Below are 26,280 nucleotides of genomic sequence, written 5' to 3' on the forward strand. Positions count from 1 at the left end.
TTTTTGGCATATTACAAAATACAAATTATTACAGTAATATCAAATAAGAAATGGTATAAGTAATTTAATACATTCATTCTCTTCCTTAATACATTCATTCTCTTGCTTAATACATTTACAAATAAATTAACCAATTGATTAATTTAAATTTGCTGACTTTAAAACTTTAACTAAGTAAAAATCACAATCTTTAAACCTAAAAAAAATGAAAAAAAACCTATTTATTGTATTATTGGTTTTATCCATGACCATGCAAGGACAAATAAGCCAAGGTGGCTCTCCCAGATTTTTTTACGAACAAATAGCATCAAAATCATTTGGTAGTAAAACAGTAGTATTACCAAAATTAGATTACACTAAGATCCAGAAAGAAGACAAAGAAGATGAAACTAACGAAAATATAGCAATGCGATTTGCATATGGTCATGAAGTCCAATTAAACCTTAACAATTCTGGTCAATTGTATACCGCCAGTAATGGTGATAGATTTTGGATATTAAATATAGTATCTGAAGGTGCCAAATCACTCAGTTTCACTTTTTCTAATTTTTATTTGCCCGAAGGAACAGAACTCTTTGTTTATAATAAAGATAGATCGGATATTAAAGGGGCTTTTACTCATAAAAATAATAATAAAAGCGGTTTTTTTTCTATAGCTCCAGTACGAGGGGATCAGGTAACCTTTAATCTTTATATCCCCAAACAGGTGAAAGAAAAACCAATTTTTAAACTAGAAACTATTGCTCATGATTACTCCGATATTTTTAAAATTGCAAAAGCAATGGCTAAATCCGAAAACAGACAAAAGATGGCGGATGAAAACCCCTGTTTTATTGGAGCAAATTGTGATAGTGATATAGGAGGTAGTCTAAAAAGAGAAAAACAATCTGTAGTAATGATTCTTACCTCTAGTGGTGAACGTATTTGTACAGGGGCTTTAATAAATAATTCGAATGTAGATGCTACACCTTATCTTCTTACTGCCGAACACTGTAAAAGACATTTTTCTCAAAAAGTACTTCCAGGACAGACGTTAACTCCAAGGCAAATTAGAGATAGCGAAAGAGACGACCCTAGAAAATGGATGGTAGTTTTTAATTATGAAGGTGATTGTCAAATTGATGAAGGATCAACAGATCAATCTATCTCTGGAACTAAAATTATATATGATCCCTGGCCATTTCATGGAATAGTAAAAGTTGATAAAGATTTTGGTTTTAAAGATTTTTTACTTTTAGAATTATCTAAAACACCACCTTTAGCTTATGATCCATATTATAGTGGTTGGGATGCAACTAGTGAGAAGCCAAGAAAAATATCTATAATCCATCATCCTTTTGGTTCTCCAAAAAAAGTATCTCAATCATCGCCAGCAAAACTACCTTCTTTTGATAACGAAAGAAATGTTCAAAAGGTAATATGGTCCAGAGGTATAACAGCAGAGGGATCATCTGGTGCCCCTTTATATAATGAACGAAGAGAGATTATTGGTGTTTTCCATGGAGGTTTTTCTGAATGTGATTCAAGAGATTCTGAGGATTCTTATTACCCCTTCAAAGATATTTATCCATTTATCAAAGAATTTATTGCTCCAAGTGGAATAACTTCTATTAGAGGGTCAGACCCTCTTCCTATCTTACCAAAAAATTTAATCTCCGACAATAATGTGAATATAAAACTTTCTCCTAACCCAGTAAAAGATATTTTGGTTATTACTCATAATTTTCAAAATAAAGATAAAATAAACGTAAATATCTTAGATGGTAATGGTAGAATGATGAGTAATAAAACATATTTTCAAAATACCGACAATAATAAATTGCATATTGATGTATCCAATTTAAATAGAGGCATGTATTTTTGTAAAGTAAAAAATAAGAATTCTGAATTTGTTAAAAAGTTCATTATTTCTATATAAATTAAAATATAAAAGAAATCTCAAGAAGGCTTTACTATTGTTAGTGAAGCCTTCTTATGAATTTAAATACTACAACTAACACTATTGAAATAAGCTCTAAAGTTATATTTTCGAAAATATATTTTATTTTTAAAGGACAAGTCTCATAAAACTAGTCTCATATGGGGATAAATTATTTAACAAACAAGAGCCTATTTATAAACTATGTCGAACTTCAATATAGTTTATAAATAGACCCTTGCAATTTAGATTAAGATGCCCTAATTAATCTTACCTAATATTTTAGCAACTCTTCAATCTTTTCTTTTACTTTTTCTGTAGAAGGAATCATCGTTTGCTCTAATGTACTGTTTAATGGTATTGCAGGCATATTTTCTGATCCAATAGTCATTACAGGAGCATCGAGAGATCTAAAACATTCTTCTTGTATTTTACCTGATAATGCTCTTGCAAAAGAATTATTAGTAGGCTCCTCGGTTACTACCAAACATTTTTTAGTCTTTCTTACCGACTCCATAATAGTCTTTTCATCCAGAGGATATAACGTTCGTAAATCGACAATCTCTACAGTATCTTTACTATCTTTTGTAGCATTTAATGCCCAATGTACTCCCATACCATAGGTTATAATCGTCATGGTTTCTTTTTCATCTTGTGGCCAGATACGTTGTACTACATTGGCTTTTCCAAAAGGTAATACATAATCTTCTGATGGCTCTATGGTTCTGGCGGCATCTGTTCCTTTTACCTTAGACCAATACAATCCTTTATGTTCTAGAATCACTACCGGGTTTGGATCATGATAAGCAGCTTTCATCAATCCTTTTAAATCTGCCCCGTTACTAGGATATGCAATCTTAATCCCTCGTATATTGGTAATCACAGATTCTACCGACGACGAATGATAAGGTCCACCACTACCATAAGCCCCAATAGGAACTCGTAAAATCATAGATACCGGCCACTTGCCGTTAGACAAATAACAGGATCTGCTTACCTCTGTAAATAATTGATTGAGTCCTGGCCAGATATAATCTGCAAACTGCACCTCAACAATTGGTTTTAATCCAACAGCAGACATTCCTACTGTAGATCCTACAATAAACGCTTCCTGAATGGGAGTATTAAATACGCGCTCGTCCCCAAATTTTTGAGCCAAAGTAGCTGCTTCTCTAAATACACCTCCTAGTCTTCCTCCTACATCCTGACCATATAATAAACACTCTTTATGTTTTTTCATTAATTCTTCTACCGCAAACAAGGCGCAATCTACCATGACTACCTCTTCTTTATCGGCAGGAGATCGTTCTCCTTTTTCTTCTGTAATTGGTGTTGGAGCAAAATCATGCGTAAACAAATCTTGTGGTGTTGGATCTTCGGCTTTCATTGCATCTTCCAGATCTTTAGCAACTACTGTTTTTGCTTCCTCTTCGATAGACAATAATTCTTGTTCTGTAAAACCATTAGCAAGTAATTGATTTCGCAATACCGGGTATGGATCTCTGGAACGGGCTTCTTCCAAATCATCCCGATACCATTCCATACGCACACCAGAGGTATGATGATTTAGTAATGGTACTTTAGCATGTACCAAAACAGGGCGTCTTTCTTCTCTAATAGTTTTGATTACCTCTTGTATTGCAAGGTAACTTTCGGTAAAATTTGCACCATCAATCGAAATTGCTTCTAAGCCGTTAAATCCTTGTGCATACTCAAACGCATTTTGTGCCCTGGTTTCTTCTTCATTAGCCGAAATATCCCATCCGTTATCTTGTACCAGATATAAAATAGGTAACTGCTTTAAAGCTGCCATCTGGAAAGCCTCGGCAATCTCTCCTTCGGTAACCGATGCATCTCCCAGAGAACAAACCACCAAAGGTGCATCTTGTAATGTTTTATCATCCAGACCTACTAATTCTTTATACTGCATTCCTAATGCAACTCCTGTAGAGGGAATAGCTTGCATACCTGTCGCCGAAGATTGGTGTGGAATTTTAGGCTTATCGGCATCCCGTAAACTTGGATGCGAATAATACGTTCTACCCCCCGAAAAAGGATCGTCTTTTTTAGCTAACAATTGCAACATCAAATCATACGGTCGCATCCCTATACCTAATAACATTGCATCATCCCGATAATACGGAAACGCATAATCCTGAGGTAATAACTGCATTGCCGTAGCTATCTGTATAGCCTCATGCCCCCTGGAGGTAGCATGTACATATTTAGAAACTACTTTAAAGTTTTCTTCATACAACTCTGTCATTGCTTTGGCAGTACAAAGTGTTTTAAATGCTTTTTGTAATACTTCTTTTGCTATTGTTTTTTCCGCTAACATTTTATTCAATTTTTGATGTATGATTCTAGTTTGCACTAGAATTGCACTAATAAACTTTGATTGCTTTTACTTTACCTTTTCTCCCACAGTAACCGGTATAATCCAGCCATGTGTATCTTCTCTTTTCTGTACTTTAATCTCGTCTAACGTGTTTTTTATATCCTGACTTACAGGGTTTGTATCCGGCAAAACAACAATTTCATCATTATAGCCTATGGCTTCTACCATAGCAATAGCAACCGCTGTTCCTGTTCCAAAAGCTTCTTCCAGCTTTCCTTCTTTAGAGTACCCTATAATCTCATCGATCGTGATTGGGCGCTCTTCTACTTCAAAACCTTTATCTTTTAATAAGGTAATCACACTATCCCTTGTAATTCCTTTTAATATAGATCCATTGGTACTTGGCGTAATAAATTTATCCCCTATCTTAAAAAAGATATTCATCGTTCCTACTTCCTGAATATATTTATGCTCATTAGCATCTAGCCACAATACCTGATCGTATCCTTTGGCTTTTGCTTTTTCTGTTGGCAAGATTGCTGCAGCATAATTACCTGCTGCTTTTGCTTCGCCTGTTCCTCCATCTGCGGCTCTTATATATTTGGTTTCAGCATATAACCGGATCTTTTTGGTGAAAAACGGCCCTGCGGGAGAACAGATTACTATAAATTTATAGCTAGTTGCTGCACGCATCCCAATAAAAGGCTCATCGGCATACATAAACGGACGTAAATATAATGCGCTCCCTTCTTGCGGAGGGATCCATCCTTGCTCTACACTTACTATTTGTTTTACCGCTTCTACAAAAAGTTCTTCTGGCACTGCCGGCATTCCCATTCTGGCAGCACTATGATTTAAACGTTTTGCATTCTCTTCTGGTCTAAATAATAATGGAGTGTTATTAGTACCTACTGTAGCTTTCATACCTTCAAAAATAGCTTGTCCATAATGCAAAGCCATTGCTGCAGGATGTGTTGGTATTAACTCTAAAGGTTCTATACGAGGATTTTGCCATGCCCCATCTTTGTAATCACAGATAAACATGTGATCTGTAAAAGTTTTTCCTAAAGGTATATTATCAAAATTGATATCCTTTAATTTTGAATTTGAGGTTTTTGTAATTTTGATTTTTTGCTCCATTATTATTGTTTTGGGCGCATCCCTATCGGGTCGGGCTATCTGCTATATCTTTTTTTATAAAGTACCCTTCGAGAGCCTCAGGGTACTTTATAAAAAAAGGATGTCGCTTCTATCCCTTGCGCATTTATTGTTATATTATATTTCTCTGTTTATATCAAAACATTCCAATTCATCACCTACTTTACGTAAAAACGATCCTCCTAAAAATCCATCTACTACTCTGTGATCAAAAGACAGGGACAGGTACATCATACTTCTAATTGCTATTTCGTCTCCCTTATCTGTTGTAATTACCTCTGGTCTTTTTTTGATAATACCCAATGCCAAAATTGCTACTTCGGGTTGATTGATAATGGGTGTACCCATTAAACTGCCAAAAGTTCCTACATTAGAGATGGTAAAAGTGCTACCTCCTATTTCGTCTGGTTTTAATGCATTGTTTCTTGCACTATTTGCTAAATGATTTACATTTTTTGCTAATCCAAACAAATTCTTTTCATCTGCATTTCTAACTACCGGAACAATTAAATTACCGCTAGGCAATGCCGTAGCCATACCTACATTAATATCTTTGTGTACCACAATTTTTTTACCATCGACAGATACATTAATCATCGGGTATTGTTGAATAGCTTTTGCTACCGCCTCAACAAAAATTGGTGTGAACGTTAATTTTTCTCCGTGTTTTTCTTGAAATGATGTCTTTACCTTGTTTCTCCAATTTACCATATTGGTTACATCTACTTCAATATAACTGGTTACATGGGGTGAGGTATGTTTAGAATACACCATGTGGTCTGCAATCATAGTCCGCATACGATCCATTTCTACAATGCGGTCTTTTCCTTCTACAAAAGATATTGGAGGTGCTTTATAGGTTGACTTTGGTGTTTGTGCCTGAGATTGTGGCCTGCTTGGTAAAGGGTATTTTCTATTTTTTAGGTACTGTATCAGATCGCTTTTACGAATACGCCCTTCTGTTCCTGTACCTGCAATATTTTGCAACTCTTCGATAGTTACATTTTCTTTTTTAGCAATACTAATTACCAAAGGAGACAAGAATCCATCGTTTAAGTCAGAGGTCTGAAGCCTGAAGCCTGAAGTTCCCGACTCTTCCCGAACTGGTATTTCTGGTGCGCTTTTTGGTTTTTCTACAGTTTTTGTTTCTTCTGGTTTTTTACCTGGCACTGCAGATTCTGTATCTGCATCGATTATGGCAATTACCCGTCCGATTTTAACTACTTCATTAGCTTGACAACGTATTTCTGTAATTACTCCGCTACAAGGAGCAGGAACTTCAGAATCTACTTTATCGGTAGCTACTTCCAAAATCGTTTCATCTTCTTCTACGGTATCCCCTACATTCTTTAACCAATTAAGAATGGTAGCTTCGGATATACTTTCGCCCATTTTGGGCATTTTTAATTCTACTTTCGACATTTTGGTTAACTAATGTTTGTTAGTTTTTTTAAAAAGACCTTCAAGTTTTTTTAAAACCTTGAAGGTCTTTTCTTTTCTATTTTTGTTTAAATTCTTCCAGCGTTTTATAAAATGCTTCTTGTGTTGCTCTGTCTTTTGGTACCTCTCTTAGTGGTTCTACTTCTTTAAGTGATTCAAAACAATCTGCCGGTAATTGTTGATACAGCTGTGTACCTTTTGTTTTCCAAGCTATCATGTCATCACTTACCTCTTTTATTACCTTTGCCGGATTGCCCACGATCAAACTTCGTTTTGGAAATACTGTATTGGCTTTTACAAAGGACATTGCCCCTACTATACATTCGTCTCCAATCTCGGCATCATCCATAATTACTGTATTCATCCCAATCAGGCAATTGCGCCCTAAATTAGCACCATGAATTACTGCTCCGTGTCCTACATGTGCGCTTTCTTTAAGTACTATAGATTTACCGGGAAACATGTGCACAGTACAGTTTTCTTGTACATTAACTCCGTCTTCCAAAATAATTTCGCCCCAGTCTCCTCGTATTGCGGCTCCAGGACCGATATAACAGTTTTTGCCAATAATCACATTACCCGTAACTGCCGCTAGTGGATGCACAAAACTACTTTGGTGTACTACGGGTATATATCCTTTAAAACTGTAAATCATTATTAAATATCAAATTATAAATGTAAAATTTAAAAGTCTAAAGTAATCAACGATCCAACTTGTAACTTTATCATTTTACATTTTTCGGTTTTATATTTTATTTCCTGCTTACACTTCGACAGCACTTCGACAGGCTCAGTGTGACAACTCAGAATGACATTTTCTTTTCTTTCCTTTTCTAAAACCTCAAAGGTTTCCAAAACCTTTGAGGTTTCTGTTATCCTTCTTCGATATCGCTTCGGAAACACTTCTGCAACACTTCTGCAACACTTCTGCAACACTTCTGCAACACTTCGACAGCACTTCGACAGGCTCAGTGTGACAGCTCAGTGTGACAGCTCAGGATGGCACGCAAAAAAAAAAATTACTTAAACCCTTTTAATTTTTCTTTTGTAAAATCACTTAGCACCAATCTTCCGCTAATTACTGCTCTTTCTGCCAAAAGGGTATCCCAATCTTCTGTTCCTGTCCAAAATGCTTTTTTCATATCCTTCATTGCTTCAGGATTATAGGTACATAGATTTTCTGCAAAAGCTTTTACCTCAGCATCCAGCGTTTCTATATCTTCAAAAATTTTAGTAAATAATCCTTTATCTCTTGCCCATTCTGCTTCATAAAACGAATTTGCGTCTATTGCTATCTGGGTCATTGCAGATAACCCAATTTTACGTTCTACCGCCGGACCTACTACAAATGGTCCTATCCCAACATTAAGTTCACTTAGTTTTATTGCTGCGTATTTGGTTGCCATACAGTAATCGGTTGCAGAGGCTAATCCTACTCCACCCCCAACAGTTTTTCCTTGTACCCGCCCGATAATAAATTTGGGACATTTGCGCATGGCATTGATCACATTGGCAAATCCTGAGAAAAACACTTTTCCGGTTTCGGCATCATTAATAGTAATTAGTTCTTTAAAACTTGCCCCTGCGCAAAATGTTCTGTCTTTTCCACTTTTTAATACAATTACTTTAATATCGTCATTAGCTCCTGCATCGGTAATAGTTTGCGCTAGTTTTGCCAGAATATCTCCCGGTAATGAGTTATGTGCAGGGTGAAAAAACTCTATGGTTCCTACCTGATTCTCTATTTCTAAGGTTACGTATGGTTGTGTCAAAATAAATATCAAATTTTAAATGTAAAATCCAAAAGTCCAAAGTATCTATATTTCAACTTTATCATTTATCATTTTACGGTTCTACATTGTTTTAAATATCCTATTAAAAATATTAAATCTAAAAGTCTAAAGTAATCTTTCTTTAAAAACTTTATTTTTTTCTAAAACCTCAAAGGTTTCGAAAACCTTTGAGGTTTCTATCCTATTTAATCTAATAGATTAAATTGATCGAAATGATGGTTTAAATGTTTTCTTTCTAATAAATACCATTCGTATTTATTTAGTTCTCCAAAAACAATGTTTTTTAATTTTGCTTCCGGATTTTCTTTAAAATAAGTTTTATATACTTCTCTTGCTTCTTTCAACTTTATAATTGCAGTTGCCAGATCGGTATGATTCAGGTCTTCTACCACTCCTTTTTTAAGTAACGGAAACTCTGTATTTTTAGGAAAAGGTTCATAGTTATACAAACTGTTATGTACTTTATCAAGAATCTTTTCTGGGGTTGCAATTTCAAAATCCTGTATTTCTCCCGAGGCTATTTTATAGGTATACTCTAAATGTTCGATCATGTGTTGTGGTGTCATGATTCCCCATTTAGGTTTTGTATCTGCTGTAAGTTTATGCAAACATTCTTCAATTTTTGCTTCGGTCATTTCTACTAAGGTAGTTTGCTTTTTTTGTACCATTGTTAAGATAGTGGCAACAGCAACTAATTCATCTTCGGTATCAAAAACTTCTACAAACCATTTTACGATTCCGCTGGGATGCTCTGCACTTGCAACGTCCCGATCTACTTTTTGCTTACAGGTTAAACGTACATATACGGTATCGTTATGATAGATTGGTCTTAAAAACCTACATTCTTCTAATCCATAATTTGCTGCTACGGGACCTTTGTTTGGATATACAAATAATCCTGCTGCTGCTGCAAGAATAAAATATCCGTGGGCAGTACGTTTTTCAAAAATGCTTCCTTCTAGCGATGTTATATCGGTATGTGCATAAAAGTGATCCCAGGTAAGGTTTGCAAAACCAATAATATCGGTATCGGTTATAGTACGGTTATGTGTTTTAAGGGACATTCCCGGTTGGATATCTTCCCAATGGTACGCAAACGGATGTTTTTCTGTTTCTTTATATGCCGAGTTTGCCTGATAAATACCAGTAATCTCTGTTAATGTGGTTGGAGTTCCTTGTATTGCACATCGTTGCATATAGTGTTTTATACCACGTATTCCTCCCATTTCTTCGCCACCACCGGCACGTCCCGGACCGCCATGGGTAAGTAATGGTAATGGAGAACCATGTCCTGTACTTTGTTTGGCATTTTCGCGATTACCAACCAATATACGACCATGATGTGTTGCTGCTCCTACTACATATTCTTTTGCTATGGCATCGTCATACGTAAAAATTGAAGATACCAAAGATCCTTTGCCCATTTGGGATAAAGTAATTGCATCTTCAATAGTATCATAAGGTATTAGAGTAGATACTGGCCCAAATGCTTCTATTTCATGAACTCCATTATTCTTAAATGGTTGGTCTTCTCTAAGTAGTATTGGACTTACAAATGCTCCTTTTTGTGCATCTGCTCCAATAGTTTCAATTTTATCTAAGCTACCGTATACTATTTGTGCTGTTTTTGCTATTTCGGATACGTTATTTCTAAAACTTTCTACTTGTTGTTTACTTGCCAGAGATCCCATTCGTACTTCTTTTAATCTTGGGTCTCCAATGGTAACTTTATCGAGTTGTTGTGCTAATGCGATCTGTACATCTTCGATACAATTAGAAGGGACTATAATCCTACGGATTGCGGTACATTTTTGACCAGATTTAACGGTCATTTCATTTCTTACTTCTTTAATAAACAGATCAAACTCGGGAGTTCCCGGTACTGCATCTTTACCAAGTATCGAAGCGTTTAATGAGTCTGCTTCCATCGTAAAAGGCACGGATTCTTCTATCAATCTTGGATGTGCTTTTAGCATTCTTCCTGTGTGTGCAGACCCGGTAAAGGTAACTACATCCTGAGATTGTACGGTGTCTAAAATCGTTTTGGTCATCCCGCTAAGTAGTTGTAATGCTCCTTCTGGCAGTATACCAGAATCTACAATCACGCGTACTACAGCTTCAGTTAAGTAGGCTGTTTGTGGTGCTGGCAATACTACTGCTGGCATTCCTGCCATCCAATTAACTGCACATTTTTCTAACATTCCCCATATAGGAAAGTTAAAAGCATTAATATGTACGGCTACCCCTCTTTTAGGTACTAAAATGTGGTGTGCCATAAATCTTCCTCCTTTAGAAAGGTCTATTGGATCCCCTTCTACATGATAAGGCTGGTTTGGAAATAGTTTACGTAAGGATGCGTTGGCAAAAAGATTTCCAAATCCTCCTTCGATATCTATCCAACTATCTATTCGGGTTGCCCCGGTACGGTAACTTAGTTCATAAAAGTCCTCTTTGCGTTTGGTAAGGTATAATGCTAATTTTTTAAGCATATTACCACGTTCCTGAAATGTCATTTTACGAAGAATCTCTCCTCCTTTGGTTCTACCATATTGTAATACCTCTGGAATATCTAATCCTTGTGTAGTAGACTCTGCGATAATCTCTCCGGTAACGGCATCATGCATTAAGATTCCGTCTCCGGAGCCTGAAGCCCATTTTCCGTTTATGTAGCTTTCTAGTTTTTTCATACTCTAGATCTTTAGTTCCCAAAGGGAAATTTTATTCTTTTATAGTATATTCTCCAACCAAAGTTTATACTGTTTACGCATCCAATTAGTTTCGGTTATGGATTCCAGCGTAAGCTGGAATGACAAACTTATTTCTTTTACTATTCTAAACCTCATCTCGACATCTTCTAACCTTATCTTGACATCGACGAAGTGCATCTGGACACCATCCGACCTCATCTTGACATCGACGAAGTGCATCCAAAGACCTTCCGACCTTATCCAAACACTTACTAAGTGCATCCAAAGACCTTCTGATCTTATCCAAACACTCACCAAGTACATCCAAAGACCTTCTGACCTTATCCAAACACCGACCAAGTGCATCCAAAGACCTTCTGACCTTATCCAAACACTCACCAAGTGCATCCAAAGATCTTCTGACCTTATCCAAATCCAAGCGTCAACGAAATGTATCTATACACTTTTTGACTTTATCATTTTACATTTAAAATTTAATATTTAATATTTTTCGGTTTTATATTCTATTTTGCACCAATTATAGATTACAGCCTACGCTTCGGCAATACTTCGACAGCACTTCGACAGCACTTCGACAGGCTCAGTATGACAATTCTGCGTGACAAAACATAATCGATTACTTAGTTCCTATTTACATTTTCTATTACACAAGCATATCCTTGTCCTACTCCTACGCACATAGTAATCAGGGCGTAGCGTTTATTTTGTTCTTTTAGTTCTAAAGCGGCAGAGTATGCTATTCTTGCTCCTGTTACTCCCAGTGGGTGTCCTATTGCAATAGATCCTCCGTTAGGATTGATCCTTGAATCATTATCTTCTAATCCCCATTCTCTTATACATGCCAGGGCTTGGGATGCAAAAGCTTCGTTAAGCTCGATCACATCAATATCTGCCATGGTAATCCCTGCTTTTTCTAATGCTTTATTAGATGCCTGAACGGGTCCAATACCCATAATTCTGGGCTCTACTCCTACTACAGCAGAGCTTACGATTCTGGCTAATGGCGTTAGATTATATTTTTTAACTGCATCTTCTGATGCTATTATGGTTGCTGCTGCTCCATCGTTTAATCCAGAGGAGTTTCCTGCGGTTACACTACCGTCTTTTTTAAAGGCGGGACGTAATTTTCCTAATATTTCTATAGTCGTATTGGATTTTATAAACTCGTCGTTAGAAAATAGAATGGGATCTTTTTTGTATTGCGGAATTTCGACTGTTGTTATTTCTTTTGCCAATCTTCCTGATTTTTGAGCTGCTGCTGCTTTGCTCTGACTCCAATAGGCAAAGGCATCTTGATCTTCTCTGGATATGTTGTATTTTTCTACCAGATTCTCGGCGGTATTCCCCATACCATCGGTACCATACAGATCGTGCATTTTTTGGTTTACGAATCGCCATCCAAAACTAGAATCATACATTTTAGAATCGTTACCAAAGGCGGAGGATGGTTTTGCAACTACATACGGCCCACGTGTCATATTTTCTACTCCACCAGAAATAAACAAATCTCCGTCTCCTGCTTTGATGGCTCTATTGGCATGGATTATTGCCGATAGCCCAGAACTACATAAGCGGTTTACAGTTTCGCCAGGAACAGTAAAAGGTAAACCTGCCAGTAATGCAGACATTCTGGCTACATTACGGTTGTCTTCGCCTGCTTGATTTGCACACCCCATAATAACATCGTCATAGGCCTCTTTTGGGATGTTTGGATTTTTTTCTACTAATTTCTCTATTACTAAAGCTCCTAAATCATCGGTTCTAACCGCTGACAATGTTCCTTTGTAACTTCCTATCGGGGTACGTATCCCATCTATTATATATGCGTCTTTCAAAATATTAAATTTTAAATGTAAAATGATAAAGTTAAAAGTGTAAACTATTTATGCCTATTTTATTTTACAATGCTATATTATTATTAAATTTTAAATGTAAAAGTTCGAAGTTATTAGCAACTTCTTTAATAATTTATAATTTTACATTTTTTGGTTTTATATTCTTCTTAGTTTTAATAATGGATTCTATCTTACACTTCGACAAGCTCAGTGTGACATCTTAGAATGACAAACTTTTCACTTTTACATTTTGCGTTTTATATTTATCATTTTTCAGATTCTATTCTTCCCAGTCTTTGCTGGTTCTGTATACTACTCCTTTAAAGAGTGCTACAATATCCTCTCCTCTTTTTACCTCTACTATATTAAATCCTACTCTTGTTTTAACAATATCGGTTACTGCTTCTGCAGTAATATAATCCCCTTCTTCTAAGGCTTCTATATGATTTATAGAGGTTTCTATAGATACAGCATATTTACCGTGCGTATTGGCAGAAAAACCAAAGGCTGTATCGGCAAGGCTATACGATATTCCTCCGTGGGCTTTACTCATACTATTCAACATTTCTTTTCTAACGGTCATACCTACTTTGCATCTTCCTTTTTCGACTTCAATAATTTCAATACCTAACCATTGGCTAAACGGATCCTGACTAAGCATTCGTTCTGGTATACGATTGGAGATTATAGGTTTTTGAGTCATATTAGTGTTTGAGTATTTGAATTTATTAATTGTTGAGTTATCGAGTCATTTCCTTCCCTATATTATCCTACCCTTTGTTTACTTTTGATTTTAAATGTCTTTTGAAAGAGGTTATCATTTTGGATAATTCTGTAATATCTTCTCTATTTTGTTCATCTTGTTCTTGACTTATAAATCCTCTTATTTTTGCTTTTGTACTACAAACTATACATTCGTGAGCACTATGCCATGCTCTTTCTAAATATTGATTAAACTGCTCTTCAGAACCTGCAGATCCTTCTGCTATATTTAGTGCTAATGAATCTGCTGCTCTTATAAATTGAGGGGCAAGCCTGTACATTTCTTCTTTTGGAAAAGTTTTTATTTGATTATTTACGGATTCGCCAAAGTCAATTGCCTTGTTGTAAATCATCAAATCTTCAAATTTAAAATGGTATTTACTTTTCATTATATTACTATTAGTTACAGAGTCTGTGTGTATATTTTACTCATCTACTCTAATAATACTCACTTACTAAAAAAACTTCTTTTCTCTCTAGCCATTTTTCTTAATAGCGGACTACATCTGTATCGATCTTCGTGATATTCATTATACAAATCATCTAAGGTATTTACACACCAATCTATCCCTTTTTCGTCTGCCCAGCTTAATAATCCTTTTGGATAGTTCACCCCTTTGGTCATTGCATTATCTATATCTTCTGCCGAGGCTATTTTCCAGAACAATGCGTCTGCTGCTTCATTAATTAGCATCACTAACACCCGGTCAAAAATATATTGTGCCTGTACCGGATCATTAGTTGCCTCTGTATCGGTTTTGTTAGAAACAACAGTTCCGTTTTTATCATATTCATAATACCCTTTCCCTGATTTTCTTCCCAAATATCCTGCCTCTGACAACCTTTTTTGTGTAAAGGAAGGTTTGTATCTTGGATCGTAATAAAATGCTTCAAAAACGGTTTCGGTTACGGTATAATTAATATCATTACCTATAAAGTCCATTAGCTCAAAAGGTCCCATTCTAAACCCTCCTAAAGTTTTTAAACTCTTGTCTATCGTGGTTATATCTGCTAATCCTTCTTCGTAAATACGTAATGATTCTCCATAAAAAGGTCTTGCTACGCGGTTTACTATAAATCCCGGGGTATCCTTTGCCAGTGCTACTACTTTTTTCCAGTCTTTAATGATAGTTGTTACTTTATCGGTAACCTGAGGGGATGTTTGCACTGCCGGAATCACTTCTACCAACTTCATTAACGGAGCGGGGTTAAAAAAATGAATACCTATGCATCTTTCTGGTTTTTGCAGAGAGGATGCTATAGATGCTATGGATAAGGACGAGGTATTGGATGCTATAATTGTATCTTTAGAAACATACGTTTCTAATTCTGAAAATACTTTTTTCTTAATATCCAGATTTTCTATAATAGCTTCAATAGTAAGATCTGCATCTTTAAGATCTTTTAAAGAGCTTACATACGAAATGTTATCCTGGATACGAGCTTTTTCGTTTTGATCTATTCTTCCTTTTTCGATTAAACGAGAAAGAACTTTTTCTAAAGCTTGTTTACTTTTATCGAGTGCTTCCTGTTTGGTATCAAATACTTTTACTCTGCATCCAGAAGTAGCTGCTACCTGGGCAATACCACTACCCATTGTTCCTGATCCTATTATTCCTACAATCATAATTAATTTTGAATACTGAATGTTAAATATTGAATACTGAAGCATTTATTTTCAGTAATTAGATAAGCATTCCTTATTTTTTTCATTTATTATTTTTCAGCTTTTTATTTAATTGCACTTCGACAAGCTCAGTGTGACACATTTCGACAAGCTCAGTGTGACACATTTCGACAAGGCTTCAACAACACTTCGACAAGGCTTCAACAACACTTCGACAAGCTCAGTGTGACAGCATTAGTGTAACAGCTTCAATGTTATATTCTTTTTCATATTTAAAACTTTAGTATTCGATATTCTTTTATTCATTATTGATTATTCCTAATTACTTTCCTTTAAATACTGGTTTTCTTTTTTCGATAAATGCGTTTACTCCTTCGGCATAATCTTCACTTTCGGCAGCTTCAATCTGTAAATCAGACTCCATTGCCAATTGTTCTTTTAAATTATGAGTTAAGGATTGATTTAATAATCTTTTGGTCAATCCTAATGCTTTGGTAGGCATTTGTGCTAATTGTATTCCTAAAGCATTTACTTCTTCATGAAAAGTTTCTACAGAAAATACTTTATATAACATTCCTAATTGTTCTGCATCTTTTGCACTTACTTTATCTCCCAGCATCATTAAGGCGGATGCTTTTTGAAAACCGATAAGCCTTGGTAAAAAAAAGGTTCCTGCACTATCCGGAATCAATCCTATTTTACTAAATGCTTGTATAAAACTTGCTGTTTCTGATGCTACTACAATATCACAAGCTAAAGCTATATTAGCGCCTGCTCCTGCTGCTACCCCGTTTACTGCTGCAATAATTGGTTTTTCGATAGCTCTTATTCTTTCTATTATCGGATTATAATGTTCTTCTAATATTTTTCTAAACCCCGGGTTTAATTCTGGCGAGGTCACTTCTTTAAGATCCTGACCTGCACAAAATGCTTTTCCGTTACCGGTAAGTATAATGGCTCTTACCTCTGAATTAACAGAGCATTCATCTAGCGTTTTTTGCAGCAATAATGCCATTTCTCTATTAAAACTATTAAAAGTCTCTGGTCTATTGAATGTTATTTTGGCAACGCCATTTTCAATTTGCAATTCGATGGAAGGCATATTTAGTTTTCTATTTTGAATTGAATATTGTTTGTTATTTCTAATGATTTCTTTATTGTTACTCTCTGCAAACTTATTTAAGACATTTAAAATAATCAAAAGGCTCTAAACAGTCATTACATTGAAACAGAGCTTTGCAGGCTGTTGAACCAAACTGACTTATCATTTTCGTATTAGTAGACCCACATTGGGGGCATTTTACTATTTTTTTACCTCCGAGCAACGCTTCTTTATCTGCTTCTTCATTTAAAGGTGCAGCAATTCCGTATTCTTCTAAAGCTTTTCTGCCTCTTGGTGTAATCCAATCGGTTGTCCAGGCTGGTGATAAAACCAAGGATACTTTGGCTTCTATGTTTTCTTTTGCAAAAGCTTTGGTAATATCCTCTCCTATCACATCCATTGCTGGACATCCACTATAGGTAGGGGTTATGGTAATTTTTGCTATGTTATCTTCTAAGATAGCCGAACAAACAACTCCCATATCCATTATAGATAATACCGGTATTTCCGGATCGCTAATTTCTTCCAGAATAGGGATTAGAGTTGGATCTATATGTTGTTCAAGTTTTATTGGCATTTTTTAAGTGCATAGATTCCAGCCTGCGCTGGAATGAAAGATTATATTATTCTACCATTTCATATTAGGATAGGTGCGCTGCATGTATTGCAGGTCTGAAAGCAAATACCCCATGTGCTCACTATGAACTCCTTGTTTTCCACCTTTCTGAAACCATTTTGTTTCTGGTAATTTAAGCGTTGCTTCTTCTAATATTTCTGTTACTTTTTGATAGTATTTTTCTTTAAGCTCTGTAGTATCTACACCTATTTTATAGTCCAACGCTAATTGATCTGATTCTGTCATTAGAAATAGCTCGTTGGTAAACGTCCATAAATCATCTACAGCTTCCTGAACTTTTTGATGACTCTCTTTGGTGCCATCTCCCAATCTTTTTATCCAATCTGAAGAGAATCTTTGATGATAACTTACTTCTTTAATTGCTTTTTTTGCAATTGCTGCCAATGTTTCATCTTGGCTATTTTGTAATTTTTCTAACAATAGCAAGTGAAAAACGTCAAAAAAGAATTGTCTTGTAATGACGTATCCAAAGTGTTTATTAGGCTGTTCTACAAGAAGTACATTTTTATATTGTCTTTCTGTTCTTAGAAAAGCAATATCATCTTCGGTTTTATCTTCTCCGGATAGTTCTGCTACATATTGATAATAGCTTCGGGTCTGCCCCAATAAATCTAATGCCATATTGGTTAATGCTATATCGGTTTCCAGATTTGGCCCATGACCACATAATTCTGATAAACGCTGCCCTAAAATCAGGGCATTATCTGCGATACCGTAGATGTATTGTATTTTATTTTCGTTTTTCATAATACTGCCCGTAAAAACGGGTATCTTATTTAGAGAACTTTTATTTCAATAATAATAAGTTTTCCGTATTCACGGAAAATGTAATTCTTGTAGATACAAGAATTACATGTGTTTTACCTCCTCTGGCAAATCATAAAATGTAGGATGTCGGTATACTTTATCGTTTGCTGGTTCGAACAGTTCTCCGTTATGTTCTGGATTAGATGCAGTAATATTTTTGGATTCTACGACCCAAATGCTTACGCCTTCGTTTCTGCGAGTGTATACATCTCTTGCATTTTCTAAAGCCATTTCTGCATCTGCAGCATGAAGGCTTCCAAAATGACGATGTTCTAAACCATTTTTACTTCTTACAAACACTTCCCAAAGTGGCCAGTTATTTTTCATAATCATGAGCCCTTACTTCCAGCCCGCCTCTTGATTTGATATGAGAAGGGAGTAGCAAGGAGTTTTATTTATATTGCTTTCTTTAACTTTTTATTTTCTTGTTTTTTGGCATACGCCATGGCTGCATCCCTTACCCATTCTCCTTCTTGCCAGGCATTCACTCTTGCAGATAATCTTTCTTTATTACAAGGGCCATGACCTTTTACTACTTGCCAAAACTCGTCCCAATCTATTTCTCCAAAATCATAGCATCCTTTTTCTTCATTCCATTTTAAATCCGGATCTGGTATAGTAAGTCCTATTAATTCTGCCTGAGGAACGGTTTGATCGATAAACTGCTGACGTAATTCGTCATTTGTTTTTCTTTTTAGTTTCCATTTCATGGATTGGGCAGTATGCACAGATTCTGCATCTGTTGGACCTAACATCATTAAGGATGGCCACCACCATCTGTTTAATGCGTCTTGTGCCATTTCTTTTTGCTCTGGTGTACCGTTTGCCAATGTAATCATGATTTCATAACCCTGACGTTGGTGAAAGCTTTCTTCTTTACAAACACGAATCATTGCTCTTGCATAAGGACCATACGATGTACTACATAAAGGTACTTGATTTATAATTGCTGCACCATCTACCAGCCAACCTATCGCTCCCATATCTGCCCATGTAATGGTTGGGTAATTAAAAATACTAGAGTATTTTGCTTTACCTGTATGCAGTTGTTCATACAACTCATCTCTCGAAACCCCTAAAGTTTCACAAGCGCTATATAAGTATAATCCATGGCCTGCTTCGTCCTGTACTTTTGCTAATAAAGCTACTTTACGCCGTAACGAGGGCGCACGGGTAATCCAGTTACCTTCGGGTAGCATCCCTACAATTTCAGAATGTGCATGCTGAGAAATTTGTCGAATATGTGTTTGTCGATATTTTTCTGGCATCCAGTCTTTGGGTTCAATCTTTTCATCCTGAGCAATTTTTTGGTCAAAAATTTCTTCCAGACTTATACTTTGCCCTTCTCCTTGATTTTTTATTTCTTTTTCGCTCATAACGTTATGTTTTATACATCAAAATCCACTACTACTTTTTCTGTAACAGGTACTGCCTGACAGGATAACACCAGACCTTTTGCTACTTCATCCTCTTCTAATGCATAGTTTATTTTCATTTCTACAGCCCCTTCAATGACTCTGCATTTACAAGTACTGCACACTCCTCCTTTGCAAGCAAAAGGAAGATCTGCTCCAGAGGCCAAAGCGCCGTCCAAGATATTATCATTATCGTCATCCATCATAAAGTGGAATTCTTTTCCTCCATCTATAATGGTAACTTGGGTTCCTTCAAATTTATGAGCTACTACTTTTGCTGCTTTTTTCTTATCTTCTTCTGAAGCTCCTGAAAAGAAAAGTTCGTAATGAATTTTATCTTTAGACAACCCTGCTTTAATCAATTCATCCCGTATTAGAAATATCATTTCTTCCGGACCACATACAAAACATTCGTCTACATTAGAAACATTAATTATATTTTGTGTAAGCTCTTTTATTTTTTCTACCGTAAAACGACCATTTAACAAAGGAATATCCCTTTGCTCTTTTGTTAAAAAATAAAAGATCTCTACTCTCCCAAAATACTTATTTCTAAGTGCTTCAATCTCTTCTTTAAAGATAATTGATTTAGCGTTTCGGTTCAAATAAAATAATTGAAAAGTACTATTTGGCTCTTTTGCCAAATGTGTTTTTAGTATGGATAACACAGGGGTTATACCACTTCCTGCTGCAAAAACTATATAGTTTTTAGCTTTTGAAGAATCTACTTCTACAAAAAACTTTCCGTTTGGCGGCATTATTTCAATAACATCCCCTTCTTTTAGTTGGTTGTTTGCATAGTTAGAAAATATTCCCTGGTCAATTCTTTTTATAGCAACTTGCCATTTATCCTCTACAGGACTTGAACACAAAGAATAGGAACGTCTCACCTCTTTGCCGTCAATATTTTTTTTAAGAGTAAGATACTGTCCTTGTTTATACAAAAACGTATCTCTAAGGTTTGTTGGTATATCAAAGGTTATGGATACACAATCCTTAGTTTCTTTGGTTAATTCGGAAACGCGAATGGGATAAAAATCAGTCATACCGTATTTAACTATATCGTTATAGTTAAACAAAACTAACAATTGTTAGTTTTATATACAAATATTTATTTGTTAATTTTAAAAACTTAATAATTAGAGTCTTGATTATACTACTCCCTTAAGAAGTACAGATATCATATCGTGTTTTAAAATATTGGCATCAATATTCTTCTGTTTTGGGTACCACAGGTATAATGTTCTTAGTGTTGACAGGGTAGAGAACACTATAATTTCGATATTAAAAGGTTTTATTTCACCTGCATCAACTCCATTTCTAACAATTTCTCTAAAATTGTCTTCATACTCTTCCCTCATTTTTTCAAAATACAGAAGATTATCTTCTTCCAGATGCATCCAATCATTATTAAGAGAGGCAAGTCCGTCTGCGTTTCGCAAAGTAACATCTATATGCAAATCTATAATGTTTTCTAATTTTTGAATTGCATTATCTTTGGAAGTCACAATTTTGTTCATTCCTGTAGTAAACTCTTCTGCGAGTTCTATGATGATTGTAGATAATATCTCTTGTTTGGACTGGATATGGTTGTACAAACTTGCTGCCTTAATCCCCATGGCCTTTGCCAGATCCCTCATAGTTACTGCGCTATATCCTTTTTCTTTAAAAAGAACAGATGCTGCACTAACAATCTCTTGCTTTCTGCTTTCGATTTTCATTTACAAATTCTTTGATTTGCAATCAAAAATAAATTTTAATCTTATATAATAGGTGTTTTTACTTCTAAAAACCCGGATTATCATTAATTTACTTCTTCAAAAAACTTTAAACTTATGAAATATCTAATTTTTCATGCTATTTTATGCTCCTAGCCTTTATTTCTAACCAGGATTGTATTGTAAAAAAATGCTGTAATCGAAAAAACTCTTTGGAGAACCTTATTAAGATCGGAACAAAGGTTTTAAAAAAGGATTATTTGTTATTGAAAGGTAATTATTTAAAGGAATATTATCTCCTGATGTTCAAATTGAGTACTAAATCAATATTCTTAACATAAGCTTATGTGTCATCTTTTTCTGAAAACAAAACATGTTTTCAGAAAATCATTGAGAAGTCAAGAACTGCAATACGGGATTAAAACTTTTGGTTTACAATTATCTTTTTTGTGAAAGACGCTCCATTAAGTATATTTGTAATATGCACAAAATACATTCCTGAAGATTTATTTTGCATATCGATATCTTGTCTGTCCCCAAACAATTTTCCTGAATCTACCAACTGCCCGGAAATATCATAAACCATATAATCCAAAACGGTATTTGAAGAATTATTAGAAACCGTTACCACTGCTTTTGCTGTATTAAAAAACACAGATACTTCTTCACCTTCAGGAACTGCAGGAGGATTAAGCATATCTAATGTTTGTTTATCTGAATTTATTGGATCCAACCAGTTAGAAAGTCTGGTATCATCTGTTTTTCCAAAATCCCAGGATATATCAAATCTGCCATAATAATCCGGCATTCCATTATCATTAGTACCTGAACACTTAGCTCTTCCGCCAGAAAGCTGTCCTATTATTCTTCCTTCTGAGTCAAAAAGTGCTGAGCCAGAGGAACCTCCTTCTGTAACGCCCAAATCCCAATCATTAATCTGCCAGCAATTTACCGGATCGGGTATACCTTGTATAGAAGTTTTTACTTTACCAAGTTCATCATTTTCTCTGCATATCTTCATTATATCCCCACTTGGATGATGAATACCTACTGCATATCTGGGTACACTACCAGTTCTGTCCCAACCTGCCCACTCTAAATCCCAGGATGGATCAAATCCTCCATCCAGGTTTAATAATTTAAAATCAGATTCTGGGTTAGATGCCAATAAAGTTGCTCCGCTTGTGGTTTGATTAACTACAGAATCTGCGCTAGGAGTTGTTGTTGCACAAGAAGGATCCGGACTAATCCAATTAAAACGAAATGCCCATGTAGATTCGCTTCCGGAATTACAGTGGTTTGCTGTTAAAAAATAAGGGGCTTTATCGTTTTTTGTGTTATTTATCAATGTTCCTGTACAAACAAAACCTTGCATTACTATAAATGCCACAGAATGCTTTAACCTGTCTTTTAAGGGGTCAAACGTCCCTCCTACAGTACATTCTACATCTTGATTACAACTTTCAGAACTCCCTAATCCTTTTGCTTTAATTTCAGAATCTGTAACAGACCGGTACCCATGTATTACTTTGGATATATTTAACCTGCCTTTACCTGCAACTGATACTGGCTCAAAATATTCAATCCAAACATTATCTCCTTCGATCAGCCAAGTACCTAACATCTCATCTGATCTGTTAAAAATATTGGTATATGCTCCCAGTAAATCTGTTCTGTCATTATTATAAATATACAAAGTTGCTCCCCTGGGAATTTTATAGCTATCAAAAATGAAATTTAAAGTTTTGGCTCCCGCAGAAATGATATTTATACGCCATATCCTGTCCCCATTTGGAAATTCATCCCAAACTCCAGAGTTTTTTAACCCATAATTTACCTTAAGTTCGTATCCAAACCTCCATGGCATAGAGGTGTCCAGATCATTTTTAGCATCTTCGGCTTTGATTTTTCTCAAATCAAAACTTTTCATAAGCATAGGGGTTATGCTTTTTTTACTTTGTATACCCCAACTAACTGGCAAGCCTTCATTAGTAATTTGAGCATTTACTCCTAAACCTAACATAAACAATACCCCCAATATTATTAGCTTAAATCTCAAAATACTTTATTTTTTAATTAATAAAACAAATTTAACCTTTTAAAGATACTTCAATATCAAAATAAAACTGTTAATTTCCCAGTTAAATTGCCTTGACCTTAATTTTTTTTTTAAAAACATGTCTGTAAACATAACATCTAATCCATTAATTGATAAGTTACCTCCTCATCTTAAGCAATTTATAAAACCTCAAAACTATGAAGAATACACCCCTGCAGATCAGGCTGTATGGAGGTATGTTATGCGAAAAAACATTGCTTCGCTAAGCAAAATTGCTCATCATTCTTATCTAAATGGGCTTAACAAAACAGGGATTTCTGTAGATGAAATACCAAGTATGTATGGAATGAACAGAATATTAAAAGAAATAGGGTGGGCTGCTGTAGCTGTAGATGGTTTTATTCCTCCTAATGCTTTTATGGAGTTTCAGGCATACAATATTCTTGTTATTGCCTCAGATATAAGGCAACTTGAAAATATAGAATATACTCCTGCCCCGGATATTATTCATGAGGCTGCTGGACATGCTCCTATTATTGCTAATCCGGATTATGCTGAATATTTACGCCGTTTTGGAAAAATAGGATGTAAGGCTATTTCTTCAAAAAGAGATTATGATATGTATGAGGCTGTACGCAGTTTATCTATATTAAAAGAAGCATATAATACAGATCCAAAAGATATTGAGCAAGCCGAAAAAAAAATAGAAGAATTACAAAATCAAAAGGAAAATCCTTCTGAAATGGCTTTGATACGCAATTTGCATTGGTGGACAGTAGAATACGGGCTAATAGGAACCGTAGAAAAACCAAAAATATATGGTGCCGGACTTTTATCCTCTATTGGAGAGAGTGAATGGTGCATGACAGATAGTGTTAAAAAACTTCCTTATTCGCCAAATGCTGCCTTTCAGGATTTTGATATTACCAAACCGCAACCGCAACTTTTTGTAACTCCGGATTTTGCATATTTATGTCAGGTATTAGAAGAGTTTGCTGATTCTATGGCGTTAAGAAAAGGAGGACACAGGGGGCTTGCCAAGTTAATAGAATCTCAAAATCTGGGAACTATTGAATTAAGCACCGGCTTACAGATATCCGGGATTTTTACGCGAATGATAAAAAATGAGGACAACGAAGTTATTTATTTTGAAACCAAAGCGGCTACTGCTTTATCTTATAGAGAAAAAGAACTTATTGGTCATGGAGTTGGTGCACACCCAAATGGTTTCAGGTCTCCTCTGGGCAAATTAAAAGGAATTAATCTTGCCATAGAAAACATGTCTCCAAGAGATCTTAAAGCGTATAATTTTTATGATGGTGAATATATAGAGTTTGAGTTTGAAAGTGGTATCACTGTAGCCGGAAACAATATTACCGGTATGAGAAATGTCAAAGGCGAATTAATCTTAATTCAGTTTAGTGAGTGTACTATTAAATATAAAGAAGAATATCTTTTTAAACCAGAATGGGGAACTTTTGACCTGGCTGTTGGAAAAGAAATTGTTTCTGCTTTTTCGGGACCAGCAGATGACAATTCATTTGATTTGGTAACCCACAACACCTCTTCTACGACTGTTAAACGAAAATACTCTGAAAAAGAAATAGAATTACATTCTTTATACCAATCTGTTAAAAACATCAGAGAAGGAAAAAACACAAAGTTTTCATTAGAAGCAACGTTTGATATATTAGAGAAGGATCACCCTGATGATTGGTTGCTTCCTTTGGAGATTTATGAATTAGTTTATGACAAAAATTCAATCTTTGCCTCGCTAGTCCTGAACCATTTAGAAAATCTAAAAACTAAAAGACCAAAAATCAAACATTTAATTAACAGTGGTTTAAAAATCGTAGACAAAGCCTATATTGTATAATTATTTGGCTATTTTTCTACCGCTTCAAAATTTGAGTATTCTAAAACTTCAAGAAAAAAGAATAACCACAAAATACTGAGAAACAGGATTGGAGCATACTATTTAAAAATCCATAAATGGATATTCTTGCTGTATCTGATACTTCTTAAACTCTATTTTTTCTAAAAAAAGCTGATATTGTTTGCTTTTTGGATTAAAAGGTTTGTGTGCTATCCCTTTTTTTATCTCTTCAACCCTATCCATTGTTTTTATAGCGTCTTCAGAAACCCATACTTTAACAAAGCGCTCCCAAATATATTCTATAGCTAACTTGCTGGGATGAACCATATCTGTATCGTAAAACCTATAATCCCTAAGTTCATCCATCATAATTTCATAAGATGGAAAATAGCTTAATTTTTTATACCCATTAACGATCTGGTGTATGGATGCTATTAAATGAGATTTGCTTCTGTTGTTTTCTATAAAACCATCTTTAGTATGTCTTACAGGAGAAACTGTAAAAATAATTTCTGCCAATGGATTAAGACTATGGATTAGGTGAACACTATTTTGAAGGCATTGTGTAATATCTTCTATAGATAATAATTCTTTCTGAAACTCGTTTTGCGGTATCTTATGGCAATTTGCCACAATCATATCCAATGATTTTAAACGATACACCCATGAAGTCCCCAAGGTTATAAAAATATGTGTTGCAGTTCTAATTTTCTGTTGTGCAACAACCAATGCATTATTCAGGTTTGAAAGTGCTGTTTCTTGATTTGAACTACTCAAAGAAGAGTGTGCATCAAAACAATGCCATTGTTCGTTTATCTGAAAAAGATCGGTTTCTGTGTACTGATCTCCCTGGGTAGCCATCCACAAAAAAGTTTCAATAGCCTTAGGATGAAATAAAATCCCAAACGGATTATTCTCATTTTTAAATTTAAAATATTCAAATTTCTCTCCTATATTTTCTGCAAAACAGGAACCTAATAGTACGATTTCTGAGTTATAATCTACCTTAGGCTCTTTGGCATATAATGGTATTTTGGTTTGTAGGTTCATAAGCCCTCTCCATCCATTCCTTTTCTTAGATAAAAAA

General features: G+C 35.2%; 21 protein-coding genes. 2 read left to right on the forward strand and 19 right to left on the reverse strand.

The features are described 5' to 3' along the window. The first annotated feature begins 205 nt into the window (after positions 1 to 205). On the forward strand, positions 206 to 1,918 hold the full coding sequence (locus tag ACZIYX_RS09160; protein ID WP_462681921.1) for a T9SS type A sorting domain-containing protein: 1,713 nt from the start codon (positions 206 to 208) through the stop codon (positions 1,916 to 1,918). Between the two features lie 274 nt (positions 1,919 to 2,192). Here ACZIYX_RS09160 and ACZIYX_RS09165 read toward each other — a convergent pair whose 3' ends face one another. The 18 genes from ACZIYX_RS09165 to ACZIYX_RS09250 all read right to left on the reverse strand — a co-directional run bounded on the left by ACZIYX_RS09165 (position 2,193) and on the right by ACZIYX_RS09250 (position 23,317). Further along, positions 2,193 to 4,256 carry an alpha-ketoacid dehydrogenase subunit alpha/beta gene (locus ACZIYX_RS09165; RefSeq protein ID WP_462681922.1) on the reverse strand — a complete coding sequence of 688 codons (2,064 nt, stop codon included), beginning with the start codon at positions 4,254 to 4,256 and terminating at the stop codon, positions 2,193 to 2,195. 66 nt (positions 4,257 to 4,322) lie between these two features. Beyond that, entirely contained in the window at positions 4,323 to 5,396 is a 1,074-nt protein-coding gene (locus ACZIYX_RS09170) for a branched-chain amino acid aminotransferase (protein WP_462681923.1), read from the reverse strand. 135 nt (positions 5,397 to 5,531) lie between these two features. Beyond that, positions 5,532 to 6,836, reverse strand: coding sequence for a dihydrolipoamide acetyltransferase family protein (locus ACZIYX_RS09175; RefSeq protein ID WP_462681924.1), 1,305 nt, complete (start codon positions 6,834 to 6,836; stop codon positions 5,532 to 5,534). Between the two features lie 76 nt (positions 6,837 to 6,912). Further along, positions 6,913 to 7,509 carry an acyltransferase gene (locus ACZIYX_RS09180; protein ID WP_462681925.1) on the reverse strand — a complete coding sequence of 199 codons (597 nt, stop codon included), beginning with the start codon at positions 7,507 to 7,509 and terminating at the stop codon, positions 6,913 to 6,915. Between the two features lie 364 nt (positions 7,510 to 7,873). Further along, entirely contained in the window at positions 7,874 to 8,626 is a 753-nt protein-coding gene (locus ACZIYX_RS09185; protein ID WP_462681926.1) for an enoyl-CoA hydratase/isomerase family protein, read from the reverse strand. A 206-nt stretch (positions 8,627 to 8,832) separates the two neighbouring features. Next, positions 8,833 to 11,334 (reverse strand): phenylacetic acid degradation bifunctional protein PaaZ, encoded by a 2,502-nt coding sequence (gene paaZ, locus ACZIYX_RS09190; protein ID WP_462681927.1) that lies wholly within the window; start codon positions 11,332 to 11,334, stop codon positions 8,833 to 8,835. A gap of 641 nt (positions 11,335 to 11,975) precedes the next feature. Then, positions 11,976 to 13,190, reverse strand: coding sequence for a 3-oxoadipyl-CoA thiolase (gene pcaF / locus ACZIYX_RS09195; protein WP_462681928.1), 1,215 nt, complete (start codon positions 13,188 to 13,190; stop codon positions 11,976 to 11,978). A gap of 280 nt (positions 13,191 to 13,470) precedes the next feature. Beyond that, positions 13,471 to 13,893, reverse strand: a complete 423-nt coding sequence (locus tag ACZIYX_RS09200) for a PaaI family thioesterase (RefSeq protein WP_462681929.1) — start codon at positions 13,891 to 13,893, stop codon at positions 13,471 to 13,473. Positions 13,894 to 13,960: 67 nt separating this feature from the next. Beyond that, the gene (locus tag ACZIYX_RS09205) at positions 13,961 to 14,341 is read right to left on the reverse strand and encodes a four helix bundle protein (protein WP_462681930.1); all 381 of its coding nucleotides are present in this window, start codon (positions 14,339 to 14,341) and stop codon (positions 13,961 to 13,963) included. Between the two features lie 59 nt (positions 14,342 to 14,400). After that, positions 14,401 to 15,579, reverse strand: coding sequence for a 3-hydroxyacyl-CoA dehydrogenase NAD-binding domain-containing protein (locus ACZIYX_RS09210; RefSeq protein WP_462681931.1), 1,179 nt, complete (start codon positions 15,577 to 15,579; stop codon positions 14,401 to 14,403). A gap of 322 nt (positions 15,580 to 15,901) precedes the next feature. Further along, positions 15,902 to 16,681 carry an enoyl-CoA hydratase-related protein gene (locus ACZIYX_RS09215; protein ID WP_462681932.1) on the reverse strand — a complete coding sequence of 260 codons (780 nt, stop codon included), beginning with the start codon at positions 16,679 to 16,681 and terminating at the stop codon, positions 15,902 to 15,904. A 73-nt stretch (positions 16,682 to 16,754) separates the two neighbouring features. Next, positions 16,755 to 17,258 carry a 1,2-phenylacetyl-CoA epoxidase subunit PaaD gene (gene paaD / locus ACZIYX_RS09220; RefSeq protein ID WP_462681933.1) on the reverse strand — a complete coding sequence of 168 codons (504 nt, stop codon included), beginning with the start codon at positions 17,256 to 17,258 and terminating at the stop codon, positions 16,755 to 16,757. Between the two features lie 51 nt (positions 17,259 to 17,309). Continuing rightward, a complete protein-coding gene (paaC, locus tag ACZIYX_RS09225; RefSeq protein WP_462681934.1) occupies positions 17,310 to 18,065 on the reverse strand; it encodes a 1,2-phenylacetyl-CoA epoxidase subunit PaaC in 756 nt (251 codons plus the stop codon). A 102-nt stretch (positions 18,066 to 18,167) separates the two neighbouring features. Next, positions 18,168 to 18,452: a 1,2-phenylacetyl-CoA epoxidase subunit PaaB gene (gene paaB, locus ACZIYX_RS09230; RefSeq protein ID WP_462681935.1), complete on the reverse strand. Its 285-nt coding sequence runs from the start codon at positions 18,450 to 18,452 to the stop codon at positions 18,168 to 18,170. A 68-nt stretch (positions 18,453 to 18,520) separates the two neighbouring features. Next, positions 18,521 to 19,501: a 1,2-phenylacetyl-CoA epoxidase subunit PaaA gene (gene paaA / locus ACZIYX_RS09235; protein ID WP_462681936.1), complete on the reverse strand. Its 981-nt coding sequence runs from the start codon at positions 19,499 to 19,501 to the stop codon at positions 18,521 to 18,523. Positions 19,502 to 19,512: 11 nt separating this feature from the next. Then, the gene (locus ACZIYX_RS09240; protein WP_462681937.1) at positions 19,513 to 20,586 is read right to left on the reverse strand and encodes a 2Fe-2S iron-sulfur cluster-binding protein; all 1,074 of its coding nucleotides are present in this window, start codon (positions 20,584 to 20,586) and stop codon (positions 19,513 to 19,515) included. A gap of 105 nt (positions 20,587 to 20,691) precedes the next feature. Further along, positions 20,692 to 21,261 (reverse strand): TetR/AcrR family transcriptional regulator, encoded by a 570-nt coding sequence (locus ACZIYX_RS09245; protein WP_462681938.1) that lies wholly within the window; start codon positions 21,259 to 21,261, stop codon positions 20,692 to 20,694. Positions 21,262 to 21,676: 415 nt separating this feature from the next. After that, complete coding sequence (locus ACZIYX_RS09250; RefSeq protein WP_462681939.1) at positions 21,677 to 23,317, reverse strand: T9SS type A sorting domain-containing protein; 1,641 nt, start codon at positions 23,315 to 23,317, stop codon at positions 21,677 to 21,679. A gap of 118 nt (positions 23,318 to 23,435) precedes the next feature. Between ACZIYX_RS09250 and ACZIYX_RS09255 the strand changes: the two genes are divergently transcribed. Beyond that, on the forward strand, positions 23,436 to 25,193 hold the full coding sequence (locus ACZIYX_RS09255) for an aromatic amino acid hydroxylase (protein WP_462681940.1): 1,758 nt from the start codon (positions 23,436 to 23,438) through the stop codon (positions 25,191 to 25,193). Between the two features lie 102 nt (positions 25,194 to 25,295). Here the strand turns inward: ACZIYX_RS09255 and ACZIYX_RS09260 are convergent, their stop codons facing one another. Then, positions 25,296 to 26,243 (reverse strand): GSCFA domain-containing protein, encoded by a 948-nt coding sequence (locus ACZIYX_RS09260; RefSeq protein ID WP_462681941.1) that lies wholly within the window; start codon positions 26,241 to 26,243, stop codon positions 25,296 to 25,298. Positions 26,244 to 26,280 lie beyond the last annotated feature (37 nt).

Source organism: Aquimarina sp., from assembly GCF_977115655.1.